12 protein-coding genes are annotated in these 13,040 nt (G+C 68.7%); 5 read left to right on the forward strand and 7 right to left on the reverse strand.

Annotated elements, in window-relative coordinates; genetic code table 11:
• Positions 1–21: 21 nt before the first annotated feature.
• Genes ABZS29_RS22400 through ABZS29_RS22410 form a run of 3 tightly spaced genes read right to left on the reverse strand, consistent with a single transcriptional unit; the run spans position 22 to position 3,243 of the window.
• Positions 22–699 carry a class I SAM-dependent methyltransferase gene (locus ABZS29_RS22400; RefSeq protein ID WP_355464206.1) on the reverse strand — a complete coding sequence of 226 codons (678 nt, stop codon included), beginning with the start codon at positions 697–699 and terminating at the stop codon, positions 22–24.
• Positions 692–2,242: an ATP-dependent DNA ligase gene (locus ABZS29_RS22405; RefSeq protein ID WP_355464207.1), complete on the reverse strand. Its 1,551-nt coding sequence runs from the start codon at positions 2,240–2,242 to the stop codon at positions 692–694. Before ABZS29_RS22405 ends, ABZS29_RS22400 begins: the two co-directional genes overlap by 8 nt.
• Positions 2,243–2,274: 32 nt before the next feature.
• Positions 2,275–3,243, reverse strand: a complete 969-nt coding sequence (locus ABZS29_RS22410; RefSeq protein WP_355464208.1) for a Dyp-type peroxidase — start codon at positions 3,241–3,243, stop codon at positions 2,275–2,277.
• A 95-nt stretch (positions 3,244–3,338) separates the two neighbouring features.
• Here ABZS29_RS22410 and ABZS29_RS22415 point away from each other — a divergent pair, with 95 nt between their 5' ends.
• Positions 3,339–4,550 carry a CPBP family intramembrane glutamic endopeptidase gene (locus ABZS29_RS22415; RefSeq protein ID WP_355464209.1) on the forward strand — a complete coding sequence of 404 codons (1,212 nt, stop codon included), beginning with the start codon at positions 3,339–3,341 and terminating at the stop codon, positions 4,548–4,550.
• A 13-nt stretch (positions 4,551–4,563) separates the two neighbouring features.
• Positions 4,564–5,274: an HAD family hydrolase gene (locus ABZS29_RS22420; RefSeq protein WP_355464210.1), complete on the forward strand. Its 711-nt coding sequence runs from the start codon at positions 4,564–4,566 to the stop codon at positions 5,272–5,274.
• A gap of 66 nt (positions 5,275–5,340) precedes the next feature.
• Here ABZS29_RS22420 and ABZS29_RS22425 read toward each other — a convergent pair whose 3' ends face one another.
• From ABZS29_RS22425 to ABZS29_RS22440, 4 genes are all read right to left on the reverse strand, one after another.
• Positions 5,341–6,300, reverse strand: coding sequence for a sigma-70 family RNA polymerase sigma factor (locus tag ABZS29_RS22425; protein ID WP_355464211.1), 960 nt, complete (start codon positions 6,298–6,300; stop codon positions 5,341–5,343).
• Positions 6,301–6,558: 258 nt separating this feature from the next.
• Positions 6,559–8,646 carry a S9 family peptidase gene (locus ABZS29_RS22430; protein WP_355464212.1) on the reverse strand — a complete coding sequence of 696 codons (2,088 nt, stop codon included), beginning with the start codon at positions 8,644–8,646 and terminating at the stop codon, positions 6,559–6,561.
• Positions 8,647–8,685: 39 nt separating this feature from the next.
• Positions 8,686–9,489, reverse strand: a complete 804-nt coding sequence (xth, locus tag ABZS29_RS22435) for an exodeoxyribonuclease III (protein WP_355464213.1) — start codon at positions 9,487–9,489, stop codon at positions 8,686–8,688.
• Positions 9,490–9,498: 9 nt separating this feature from the next.
• Complete coding sequence (locus ABZS29_RS22440) at positions 9,499–10,089, reverse strand: TetR/AcrR family transcriptional regulator (RefSeq protein ID WP_355464214.1); 591 nt, start codon at positions 10,087–10,089, stop codon at positions 9,499–9,501.
• 80 nt (positions 10,090–10,169) lie between these two features.
• On the opposite strand from ABZS29_RS22440, the gene ABZS29_RS22445 reads away from it, so the two are divergent.
• The 3 genes from ABZS29_RS22445 to ABZS29_RS22455 are packed head-to-tail and all read left to right on the forward strand — an operon-like array spanning position 10,170 to position 13,037.
• Entirely contained in the window at positions 10,170–11,063 is an 894-nt protein-coding gene (locus ABZS29_RS22445; protein ID WP_355464215.1) for an SDR family oxidoreductase, read from the forward strand.
• Positions 11,060–12,196, forward strand: coding sequence for a saccharopine dehydrogenase NADP-binding domain-containing protein (locus ABZS29_RS22450; protein ID WP_355464216.1), 1,137 nt, complete (start codon positions 11,060–11,062; stop codon positions 12,194–12,196). Before ABZS29_RS22445 ends, ABZS29_RS22450 begins: the two co-directional genes overlap by 4 nt.
• Positions 12,168–13,037: an alpha/beta fold hydrolase gene (locus tag ABZS29_RS22455; RefSeq protein ID WP_355464217.1), complete on the forward strand. Its 870-nt coding sequence runs from the start codon at positions 12,168–12,170 to the stop codon at positions 13,035–13,037. The genes ABZS29_RS22450 and ABZS29_RS22455 overlap by 29 nt, the downstream gene beginning before the upstream one ends.
• Positions 13,038–13,040 lie beyond the last annotated feature (3 nt).

Consider the following 13,040-nt stretch of genomic DNA (forward strand, 5'->3'; position numbering starts at 1 on the left):
CGCCCGTGTTACAGCTCCGACTCAGTCGCGGAGGAACTCCGCCCGCCACCGGGTCGCCGCCGGACTGGTCGGCACCGGTACCTCGTCGAGCGCGATCAGGCGCAGGTCCGGAGCGGAGGCGAACGACTCGACGGTCGCTCGGGTCAGCGGCCACGGCGGACCTTCGACCTCATCATCAGGTTGACCCTCAGCTCGGCGTGAGGCGATCACGACGAGCGTCCCGCCGGGGCGCACGAGCTCGCCGACCTTCCCCACCGCTGTCGGCTGCAGCTTGATCGGCAGAGCCTGGACGGTGAAGATCTCGACCACGAGGTCGAACGCGCGATGCCACTCCGCCGGGGTGTCGAGCAGGTTGGCGACGACGTACTGCGCCTTCGAGTCGGGGTGGTTGCGTTGCGCGGTCTCGACGGCTGTGGGGGAGATGTCGAACGCCGTGGTCGCGTAGCCGTGGTCGGCGACCAGCTCGGCGTCCCAGCCGGTGCCGGCGCCGATGACCACCGCGGTCTTCCCAGAGCCGTTCGGCTCCGAAGCTTCGAACCACTCAGTGAGCATCGGGTTGGCGAAGCCGCGGTCCCACGGGACCACGGCCGTGCCGTCGGAGGCAGCGGCGTACAGGTTCTCGAACCAGCCGGTCGCGTCGTCGCGGGCCAGCGACTCCCGGGCGAGCCGCTGTGCCTGCACGTCCGGGTCTTCACTCATGCTGGTCTTCCTCATCGCTCGAGCCTTCGTGGATGGCACGCACGGTCTGCACCGTATCGACCTGATCGGGCGTCTTGTCCTCGCGGTAGCGCAACACGCGGGCGAACCGGAGCGCCATGCCGGCGGGATACCGCGGCGAGGTCTGGACGCCGTCGAACGCGATCTCGACTACAACCTCGGGCCGGATGTAGACGGTGTAGGAGTCTTCGCGCTCGGCCAGCGCCTGGAAGCGCTCGGTCTGCCAACGCAGCAGCTCGTCGGTCAGGCCCTTGAACGTCTTGCCGAGCATGACGAACTCACCGGCGGTCTCGTCCCGGGCACCGAGGTGCAGGTTCGACAGCCAGCCGGTACGGCGACCGTGGCCCCACTCCGCCGCCAGCACGAGCAGGTCGAGGGTGTGGGTCTGCTTGACCTTCACCCAGCCCGAGCCGCGTCGACCCGCCTCGTACGGAACAGTCAGCGACTTCACCATCACGCCTTCGTGCCCGCGCCGTACGGCGTCCTGGAAGAAGGCCTGACCCTCCTCCGGATCGTCGGTCACCAGCCGGGGGATGCGGCGCTCGGGCGGGATCAGTTTGCTCAGCCACTCGTGCCGCTCGGTGCTCTCCAGGCCGAGCAGGTCTTGCCCGTCCTGATGCAGGATGTCGAAGAAGTACGGCGTGAGCGGGACGGACTCGGGTCCGGTCGCGGCGCGGGTGGCTGTCCGGGAGCCGGTCACCTGGAACGGCTCGGGCCGCCCGTCCGGCCGCAGCGCGATCAGCTCACCGTCGAGGACGACCTGTTGAGCGTCCAGCTCCAGCACCGCGGTGACGACCTCCGGCACGCGCGTGGTGATGTCGTCGAGCGTCCGCGTGTAGACGACGACCTCGTCGCCGTTGCGATGCACCTGGATCCGGATGCCGTCGAGCTTCCACTCCAGCGCGGCCGGACCGCCGGTCTTGGTGAATGCCTCGGCCACGCTCGTCGCAGACTGCGCAAGCATCGGCTGGACGCCGCGGCCGACCTGCAGGCCGAACTGCGCGAGCCCCGCCTCACCCTCGGTCAGCGCTGCCACCGCCACCGGCGCGGCCGACCCGCGCAACATCGTGGCGGCGCGAATCTTGGCCAGTGGGATCCCGGTCGCCCGGGCCACCGCGTCGGCCATCACACCGTCGAGCGCACCTTGGCGCAGCTCGCCGCTCACGAGCAGCCGGATGAACTTCTGCTCGGCCTCGGTGGCCTGGCCGAACAACGCGTCGACCCCCTGCCGCCGTCGCGCCTGCGAGCCGGCGCCGGAAATCTCCGCGAGCTCACCGAAGGCCTGGTCGACCGCTTCGACCGTGAGTGACGGCTCGGTGGCGGGTGACGGAGTGTCCATCAGCGTCCGCCAGCCGACTCCTGTCCGGCGCTGGCGCAGCTCGCCGGACAGATAGGTCACCACGATCTCGGTCTCGACCGGATCGGTCGCCCGCGCGAGCAGCGCGGCGATGAACTCGGCCTTATTCAGCCGCGATCTGGTGCCGGCCAGCGCGGCCGAGGTCTCAACCACCTCGGAGAGCAACATGAGTTCAGTCTCGCCTACGCCACGCACAGTTTTCAGGGCATCGGCGGCAGGTCGTCGAGGAAGTCGCCGGACGGGGTGAAGAACAGCGTGCCGGTGACCGCGGTGGAGAAGTCGAGGATCCGGTCGTGGTTGCCCTCGGGCTCGCCGATGAACATTCGCCGCAGCATCAGCTCGGTCACCGCCGGCGACTTCGCGTAGCCGATGAAGTAGGTCCCGAACTCCGCGGTCCCGATCTGCCCGAACGGCATGTTGTCCCGGAGGATCTGCAACTCGTTGCCGTCGGCATCTTCGATGACGTTGAGCACGATGTGCGCGTTGCTCGGCTTGGCGTCGTCGGACAGCTCGATGTCGTCGAGTTTGGTCCGCCCGATCGCGTGCTCCTGCTGCTCGGTGGTGAGCGCGTTCCAGGCCTTCAGGTCGTGCAGGTACTTCTGCACGATCACATAGCTGCCGCCCGCGAACTCCGGGTCCTCGGCACCGATCAGTACGGCGTCCTTCGCCTTCTCGCCGGCCGGGTTCTCGGTGCCGTCGACGAACCCGAGCAGGTCCCGCATCTCGAAGTACTTGAAGCCGTGCACCTCGTCGACGACGGTCGCGGCGTCACCGAGCACGTTCATGATCTGGCCGGCGAGCTCGAAGCACTGGTCGAGGTGTGCGGCGCGGATGTGGAACAGCAGGTCGCCCGGCGTCGAGACCGCCCGGTGGGTCGCTCCCTGCAGTTCGACGAACGGGTGGAGTTCGGCTGGGCGCGGGCCGCTGAACAGCCGGTCCCAGGCGTCCGAGCCGATGCTGGTCACGCACGACAGCGCGCCGGACGGGACCCGGAAGCCGACCGATCGGGTCAGTCCGCTGACTCGCTCCAGGAGGTCGCGCGCGACCTCCTCGCCGCCGTCCTCGATCCGCACCACCAGGAAGATGGCGGAACCGGTCAGCGGCGTCAGCACCGACTGCGGGAGAGCCCGCGTCGTCGCCGCCGGTCCGGTCAGAGGATCAGTCACCACAGCGGTCTCCTACCGTTCGCCCAGGCCAAGTCGGCCCCATCCTTCCAGCCCGGAACCGGTCTGCCCGCCTTGGGGCGATCTTCTAGAGTCCTTGCATGCACCCGCACCCAGGCGAGCCGCGCCCCCAGGATTCGCCCCCGCCGCCGGGGCAGTACCCGCCGGCGCAGGCCTACCCGCCGCCTCCGCAGCAGCCGCCCGCCCAGGGCTACCCGCCGCCGCAGGCGTACCCGCCCCCACCCCAGCATTACCCGGGCTATCCGCCGCCGCCTGGATACCCGATCGCGTACCAGCAGCAGTGGCCCGTGCCGAAGGAGCCGCGCATCATCCCGGCCCCCGTCGGTACGCCGTTCCACCGGCTGGCGCGGACGCCGAAGCACGCCGCGTGGCGTCCCGTGGTGGGCAGCCTCGCCCTCGGCGGCGGGGTGTTCGCCGCCACCTTCGGTGTCTTCATGGTGTGGTTGGTGTGCCATCTCCTGCTCGGTGGTGAAATGCCCACGTTCGAAGGCGCCGACGCGGCGTTCTTCGGCAACACCAACGAAGACCTCGCACTGAACCTGCTGCTGCTGGGCGTGCTGACCCCGCTCGTCGCACTCACCGCGTGGCTCATCCAGCGTCGGCCGGCCTGGAGCGTCGCCTCGGTCCTGAACAAGGTCCGCTGGCGCTGGCTCGCGTGGTGCTGTCTGCCCGCCCTCGCCTATGTGGTCGCCGGTACGGCGTTCGGGCTGCTCGTCGACCAGGTCGTTCCGCCGGACGAGACCGTGGTCGACACCGGCGCCTGGGTCGGCTTCGCGAACTTCGTCGTACCGATGCTCATCATCCTGCTGCTGGTGCCGTTCCAGTCGGCCGCCGAGGAGTTCATCTTCCGCGGCTGGCTGCTCCAGGCCGTCGGCGCCTACGGACCCGACACAGTGGAAGGCCGCGCGCGCTGGGCCCGAGTGCTGTTCCGGTCGCCCTGGCCGGGGATCGTGATCAGCGCGATCGCGTTCGCCTCGGCGCATGGGTACACCGGCTGGGCGATGGCCGACATCCTGCTGTTCGCGGGAGCAGCCGCGTGGCTCACCGTGCGGACCGGGGGAATCGAGGCGGCGATCGCGCTGCACGTGCTGAACAACCTGTTCGCGTTCGGGTTGCCGGCCGCCACCGGCGGTCTCGACGACTGGTCCGAGCAGGGCGGCGCGCCGTGGACGCTTCTGCTGTCCGACGTCCCGGCGCTCGCGATCGTGGTGTTCTCCGTGATCTGGCTGGCCAACCGGAAGAGAATCGCCCGGGTCAGCGAAAATCCCGCGCGAACTGTCGGCGCCGTCTGACAGGGTTGCCGGCGTGAAGAAGATCGAGGCTGTTCTGTTCGACTGGGGTGGCACGCTGGCGACCTGGCACGACGTCGACCTGCCCGCGTTGTGGCGATCGGTGGCGGTGCTGATCGACGAAGAGCGAGCGGACGAGGTGGCGAAGCGCCTGCTGCAGGCCGAGGACTCGATCTGGAAGCGGTCCCGCGACCAGCATTTGAGCAGCACGCTGGAGGAGGTGTGTCTGCTCGCCGAGGTCGAGATGACCGAGGCCGCCCACGCGGCGTACGAGTTGGGGTGGCAGCCGCACACCGTGCTCGAGCCGGACGCGCTCGAGACGCTGCACGGCCTGCGCGAGCGCGGACTCAAGATCGGTGTCCTGTCGAACACGATCTGGTCGCGCCGGCGGCACGAAGAGATCTTCGCCCGGGACGGCGTCCTGGAGTTGCTGGACGGCGCGGTCTACACCAGCGAGATCCCGTACACCAAGCCGCACGAGGAGGCGTTCCTGGCGGCGATGAAGGCGGTCGGGGTCAGTGATCCCGCGGCCTGCTTGTTCGTCGGTGACCGGCTCTTCGACGACGTGTGGGGCGCGCAGAACGTCGGCATGCGGGCCGCCCACATCCCGCACAGTGCGATCCCGGCGCACCAGATCGGCCACACCGAGGGCACGCCGGACGCGACCGTGCACCGGCTGGCCGAGCTGCTCCCGCTGCTCGACAGCTGGAACCAGACCGGTTCCTGAAACAGAAAGGCCCCCGAGCCGCGGTGGCAACTCGGGGGTCCTTCGGAGGGGTTTCGGGGTGGTTGTTTACGCGGCCAGCGTCGGGTCGGCCATCAAACGCAGCCGGCCCAGGGCCTCGCGCTCGATCTGGCGGACGCGCTCGGCGGAGATGCCGTGCACGGCGCCGATGTCGGCGAGCTTGGCCTGCCGGCCGTCGTGCAGCCCGTAGCGGCGCCGGATCACGTCGGCCGACCGCGGGTCGAGCTGATCGACCAGGCTGAACAAGCCTGACCGGTCGGACGCGTCCGCGACCAGCTGGTCGGGGCCCGGCGCGGTCTCGGCCGCGATCAGGTCACCCAGCGAGGTCTCACCCTCGTCGTCGATCGGGTTGTCCAGGCTGATGTGGTCCCGGCCGATCCGGATGAGCTCGCTCACCCGTTCCTCGTCCAGGTCCAGTTCCGCCGCGATCTCTTCGACCTCCGGCTCGCGGCCGAGCTTGCGCTCCAGCGTCCGCCGGGCCGACCCGATCTGGTTCAGCTGCTCCACCACGTGCACCGGCAGCCGGACCACTCGGGCCTGCTGCGCGATACCGCGGGTGATGGCCTGCCGCACCCACCAGGTCGCGTACGTCGAGAACTTGAATCCCTTGCGGTAGTCGAACTTCTCCACCGCCCGGATCAGGCCCGTGTTGCCCTCCTGGACCAGGTCCAGCAGCGGCATCTGGGACCGCCCGTAGCGGCGCGCGATCGACACCACCAGGCGGAGGTTCGCGGTCACGAACCGCTGCTGTGCGCGCTGGCCCTCTGCGGCCAGCCACTCCAGCTCCTCCTCGGTTGCATATTTGGGCGCTCCGCCCTTCTTCCGTCCAACCCGCCCCTCGGCCAGCAGTTGCTCCGCGAGGAGCCCTGCCTCGACCGTCTCAGCGAGCTCGACCTCTTCTTCAGCCGTCAGCAACGGCGTACGCGCGATCTCTTCGAGGTAGAGACCGACGCTGTCCTTGCCGTCGATGCCGTCGTCCGTGCTGCGGACACGAGTCGTGCGAGCCACCGAAACTCCCTTCGTCGTTACATGGAGAGCAACGCTCGAGTGAGGTTCAAGATTCCACGACGAGTGTGTAAACACCCTGAACGTTCCCTGAGAGTTCCCGGCGCCGCTCGCGCGGCATTCCGGTACCCGCGGGCGGCAATCCGAGCCCCTTCGGCAGGCACGCCGCCGAAAAGGCTGAGAATTCGTCCAGAAAACGGCAGATCCGGTGTGTTGAATGTGTTGCACAACACACCGGATCAGGGAGATATTCCTCCGGAACTAGGCCAGACCGAGAGTGTCCAGCTCCCAGGCGAGCGTGAACGCGACCTCGCGCCAGGCGTCGTACCGGCCGCTGCGGCCGCCGTGGCCGGCCTCCATCTCGGTCTTCAGCAGCACGTCGACCGGCTCGGTCGCGGTGGCCCGGAGTTTCGCGACCCATTTCGCCGGCTCGACGTAGAACACCCGGGTGTCGTTCAGGCTGGTGATCGCGAGGATGCGCGGGTACTGCTGCGCGGTGACGTTCTCGTACGGAGAGTAGGACTTCATGTACTGGTAGACCTCGGGGTCTTCGAGCGGGTTACCCCATTCCTCCCACTCGATCACCGTCAGCGGCAGCGACGGGTCGAGAATCGTCGTCAGTGCGTCGACGAACGGCACCTCGGCGACAATGCCGCCGAATGCCTGCGGGGCCAGGTTGGCCACGGCGCCCATCAGCAGACCGCCCGCGCTGCCACCCTGCGCGACGATCCGCTCCGGCCGCGTCCAGCCCTCCTTGACGAGATGCTCGGCCGCGGCGATGAAGTCGGTGAACGTGTTCCGCTTGGTCAGCGTCTTGCCGTTGTCGTACCAGTGCCGGCCGAGCTCGCCGCCGCCGCGCACGTGCGCGATCGCGAACACGACACCACGGTCGAGCATCGACAGCCGCGGGATCGAGAACCACGGGTCCATCGAGCTCTCGTACGAGCCGTATCCGTAGAGCACGACGGGCGCGTTGCCGTCCTTGGCGACGTCCTTTCGCGCGACCAGCGAGACCGGCACCTTCGTGCCGTCGGCGGCGGTCGCCCACTCGCGGTACTGCGTGTACGCGCTCAGGTCGACACCGCCGAGCACCGGCTGTTGCTTCAGCAGTCGCCGCTCGCCGGTCGCGATGTCCACGTCGTACGTCGTACCGGGTGTGACGAGCGAGGTGTAGCCGAACCGGTACCGGGTGTCGTTCCACTCGTCGTTGCGGCCGGGGGAGACGGTGTAGATCGGCTCGTCGAACTCGAGCGCCTCCGGAGCGCCGAAGCCGTCCTCGGTACGGCGCATGACGGCGAGCTCGGTCAGCGCGTCCCGGCGGCGGTACAGGATGACGTGATCGGCGAACGCGTCGGCGCCGAGCAGGCGGCTGGTGTCGTCGCCCTCGATGATCGTCGTCCACTCGCCCGGGGCGTTGAGCGACGCGGTGGCCAGCGAGAAGTTCGCGGCATCGGCGTTGTGCGTGATCAGCAGCTGATCGCCGGCGTGCTCAACGTCGTACTCGACGCCCTCACGGCGCGGAGCGACGACCTTCAGCTCGCCGGTCGGGTCGTTGGCGTCGAGCAGGTAGACCTCGCTGGTCAGCTTGCTGCCGAGCGAGATCATGATCGCCTGCTCGTTGCGGGTCAGGTCGACGCCGACCCAGAACCGCTCGTCCGGCTCCTCGAGTACCAGTACGTCGTCCGTCGTACCGAGCGTGTGCCGCCAGATCTGGTACGGCCGCCACGCGTCGTCGACCTTCGTGTAGAAGATCGTCGAGCCGTCGGCCGACCACGCCGAGCCGTAGTGCACCTCGGGCAGTTCGTCGGGCAGCAGCTCGCCGGTGCTCAGGTCCTTGATCCGCAGCGTGAACCGCTCGTCACCCTTGAGGTCGACGGAGTACGCGAGCAGCTGGCCGTTGGGCGAGACGTCGACGGTGCCCAGCGAGAAGAACTCCGAGTCACCCGCGACCAGGTTGCCGTCGAGCAGCACCTCTTCGCCGGCGATCTCCGCGTCGAGCGCGGGCGGCTCGTCGCCGTTCACCTTCACCCGGCAGTGGATGCCGTACTGGCTGCCTTCGACCGTGCGGGCGTAGTACCAGTACTCGCCGCGCCGGGCCGGGACGCTCAGATCGGTCTGCAGCGTGCGGTCCGAGATCTCCTGAAAGATTGCCTCACGCAACGATTCGAGGTGGCCGGTGCGGGCCTCGGTGTAGGTGTTCTCGGCCCGGAGGTAGCCGAGCACCTCGTCGTTGGTCTTGTCCCGCAACCACTCGTAGTCGTCGACGAACACGTCACCGTGATGGACGCGCTCGATCGGCTTCTTGGCGGCAAGAGGGGGCTGCGGTGCGGGAGAGTTCAACTCGGACATGCGGGCGAGACTACCCGCCTGCTGAGCTGTGCGCTGCGGTCAGATCGAGTACGTCGCCACGACCGGTGCGTGGTCGCTCCAGCGCTCGGCGTACGTCGGGGCGCGGTGGATGACGCAATCGGTGGCCAGCGCGGCGAATTCGGGGGAGGCGATCTGGTAGTCGATGCGCCAGCCGGCGTCGTTGTCGAAGGCCTTGCCGCGCCACGACCACCAGGAGTACGGGCCCGGGCCGTCGCCGCCGAAGCGGCGGCCGAGGTCGACCCAGCCGGCCTCGAACAAGCGATCCATCCAGGCTCGTTCCTCGGGCAGGAAGCCGCTCTTCTGGCGGTTCGCCTTCCAGGCCTTGAGGTCCTCTTCGCGGTGGGCGATGTTCAGGTCGCCGCACATGAGCACATGCCGGCCGTCGGCCCGCAGCTCGGTGAGCCGAGCAGTGATGGCGTCCAGGAACGCGTACTTCTCCTCCTGGCGCGGCGGCGTCTCGAACTCGCCGGTGAACACATACGTACTGACCGCGGTCAGCACCGATCCGTCATCCAGTACGACGTCCGCTTCGACCCAGCGCCCGGTGTCGGCGAACCGCGCCGGCCCGACGTCGATCCGCTGCTCCTTGATCGGCCGCCGGCTCGCGACTGCCACTCCCGCGCGGCCCTTGTGCCCATCAAGCGCGGGCTCGGCGTGTGCGATGTCCCAGTCACCGCCGAGGTGGTCGCGCAGTACTTCGTCGGTCGCCCGGACTTCCTGCATCAGCAACAGATCCGGATCCGTCTGCTCCAGCCACGGCGCCATCCCGCGCCGGTAAGCGGCCCTGATCCCGTTCACATTCACTGTAGCGACCGTCAGCACCGCCACACCTTAACTCTGTGTGGTCGAGAGGATCGCATCGAGGGAGCGCTCGCAGAGGTGCTCCAGGTCGGTGGGGGAGATGGTCGCGTTCTCGATCCAGAGCAGGAGGGTCTGCTCGACGTAGCCCTGCCAGCCGTGGCAGGCGAGCTCGACGACGGGGGTGATCTCGCGGCCGGTCTCGCGGACGGCGCCGATCACCCAGGTGCTGAAGACGCCGCGGATCTCGGAGTGGAGTTTGCGGATGTCGGGGTCGCCGGCGGCCGACATGAGCAGGGTGGCGCGGTAGAGCTGGGGAGCTTCGAGGACCGCGCGGACGAACGCGCGGATGCCGGAGCGGAGTTGCTCGGCCGGCGGCAGCGACTGGTCGGGGGCGGTGCGGAGCAGGATCTCTGCGGCGGCTTCCTCGATGACGGCGTACTGGAACTTCTTCTTGGAGCCGAAGTAGTGGAACAGCAGCGCGGGGGAGACGTTCGCCTCGGCGGCGACCAGTTCGACGGTGAGCTCGCGGTGCGGGTCGGCGAGCAGGACCCGGCGGGCGGCCTCGAGGATCTGGGCGCGCCGTTCGTCAGGGTGCAGCCGGGCGGACGAGGTCTGGGTCATACGGCCAGTCTATTGAGTATGGGCTCAATAAGCACTTACTGTTGAGTATCCACTCAACAGCTCGAGCCGGAGGATTTCAGATGCGACCGTTGCCCGGACAGGTTGTCCTCATCACCGGAGCGTCCCGGGGGATCGGCGCCGCTGTGGCGCGAAGCCTCGCGAAGGACGGTGCCAAGCTCGCGCTGATCGGCCTCGAGCCGGACGAGCTGAAGCAGGTGGCCGAGGACTGCGGACCGGATGCGGGCTGGTGGGAGGCCGACGTCACCGACACCGAATCCCTCCGTACGGCGATCGAGGCCGTCCACGCGCGGTACGGCCGGATCGACGTCGTGATGGCGAACGCCGGTATCGCGGCGCCCGGCTTCACGCGCAGCATGGACCCCGCGGTGTGGGAGCGAGTGCTCGACGTCGACCTGTACGGCGTCTGGCGCACAGTGCACCTGACGCTGCCCTACCTGCTCGAGAGTAAGGGCTACCTGCTGCTCGTCTCGTCGCTGGCGGCCGTCGTGCACATCCCGGGTCTGGCGTCGTACAACGTGGCGAAGGCCGGCGTGGAGGCGATGGGTGACACGCTGCGGCCCGAGCTCAAGCACTTGGGGGTGCGAGTCGGTGTCGCGCACATGACGTTCGTTGACACCGACATGGTGCGTGGAGTGGACGACCACCCGGTGTTCGGCAAGGTGCGGACCGGGATTCCCTTGGCCAGCAAGGTGTACCCGCTCGAGTTCGCAGTACAGAAGTTCACCGACGGCATCAAGCGCCGGAAGCGGACCGTGCACGTGCCCGAGTGGATCGGCGTACTGAAGGTGTTCCGCTGGCTGATCCCGCATGTGATCGAGGCCGGGTCGCGGTTCAGCGTGCCGAAGGCCGACCGAGCGGCGCTGGCCGACATCGAGGCGCGCGGTGCGTCGGTGTCGTCGCGCGCTTCGGGCGCCGGCGGCCAGGCGGACACCGAGAAGGCCACCGGTCGATGACTCGCCCGTACGACGTCGTCCTGCTCGGCGCGAGCGGCTTCACCGGAGCGCTCACCGCGGAATACCTGCAGAAGAACGCACCGACCTCGCTGAAGTGGGCGGTGGCCGGGCGGAACCGCGCGAAGCTGGAGCCGTTCGGCAAGGATGTGCTGATCGCTGACGTCACGGACCCGGCGTCGCTCAAGGCACTCGCGGAGTCGACCAGGCTCGTGGTCACCACCGTCGGTCCCTACATCCAGTACGGCGAGGCGCTGGTGGCCGCATGTGCCGAGGCCGGGACCGACTATCTCGATCTGACCGGTGAGCCGGAGTTCGTGGACCGGATGTACGTGAAGTACCACGAACGCGCTCTCCAGACCGGAGCGCGGATCATCCACGCGTGCGGATTCGACTCGATCCCGTACGACCTCGGTGTGCAGTTCACGGTCGAGCAGTTGCCGCAGCGGGTGCCGATCACGGTCGACGGTCTGTTGCGTGCCGGTGGTCGTCCGTCCGGCGGCACGTTCCACACAGCGATCACGGCGTTCTCCCGGCCCAAGCAGAACCTGGAAGCTCACAAGGCGCGCAAGAGCGCCGAGCAGCGGCCAGTCGGCCGGAGCTCGCGAGCGGTCGCCGGGCGGATCCACCGCCAGCAAGGCTTCTGGGCGGTGCCGTTGCCGACCGTCGATCCGCAGATCGTCGCCTACTCCGGACGGTTGCTGGACAGCTATGGTCCCGACTTCCGGTACGGGCACTACGCCGCCGTCAAGCATCTGCCGATGGTTGCCGGAGGCATCGGTGGGGTCGCGCTGCTCGCGGCCGCCGCGCAGATCCCGCCGGCCCGCAACGCGCTGCTCGGCAGGCTGCTGCCGGGCGACGGGCCGGCGCCCGAGGTACGGGCGAAGTCCTGGTTCAAGGTGCGGTTCGTCGGTCGCGGTGGCGGCAAACAGGTGATCACCGAGGTGGCCGGCGGCGACCCCGGCTACGACGAGACCGCCAAGATGCTGGGGGAGAGCGCGCTCTGCCTCGCTCTCGACGATCTTCCGACGACGGCCGGCCAGACCACCACCGCCGCGGCGATGGGTCCGGCACTGCGCGAACGCCTGGTGAAAGCAGGGATGACCTTTGCCACCCTCAGCACAAGCGACTACTAGCTCCGACGGCACCCGGATAGCGCTCTACGACTACGCGCCGGACTCCGATCTGCCCGTGCTGCTCTGCGTGCACGGGTACCCGGACAACGCGCGGTTGTGGGAGCCGGTGGCGGACAGGCTGGCCGCCGACTTCCGGGTCGTCACGTACGACGTCCGCGGGGCCGGCGCATCCGGCCAGCCGCGGGAGCAATCGGCGTACCAGCTCGACCGGCTGGAGGACGACTTCGTCGCCGTACTGGATGCTGTGTCGCCGGACCGGCCGGTGCATCTGCTGGCGCACGACTGGGGTTCGATCCAGTCGTGGCACTTCGTCACGAGTGAGCGGTTGCGCGGCCGAATCGCGTCGTTCGTATCGATCTCGGGACCGTCGCTCGACCATGCGGGCTACTTCGTCCGAGACCATCGACCAGTCACGGACGTGGTTCGGCAGTTGCTGCACTCCTGGTACATCTACTACTTCCATCTGCCATGGCTGCCGGAGCTCGGTTGGCGCACGGGCTGGGCGCATCGCGTCTTCGGCCGGCTCGAGCGGTCGGCCGACGGTGTTCCGTCAGCAACGGGAGAGCGCTCGCTGGGCGATCACGTGAACGGCCTCAACCTGTATCGGGCGAACATGATTCCACGGATGCTGCGACCGGAGGAACGGCGTACCGACGTACCGGTGCTGGCGGTGTCGCCGGACGGCGACGCGTTCGTGACTCCGCCACTGCAGACCGATGTGGAGCGCTGGGCCCCGAACCTCACCGTGCGCGTGGTCAGGGGCGGCCACTGGATGCCCCGGAATGATCCCGGACTTGTCGCGCGGCTCGTGCTCGAGCACACCCGCGAGCTGGCACGCTGAAGG

This window comes from Kribbella sp. NPDC005582 (genome assembly GCF_040605415.1).
In the GTDB taxonomy this organism is placed as follows: domain Bacteria; phylum Actinomycetota; class Actinomycetes; order Propionibacteriales; family Kribbellaceae; genus Kribbella.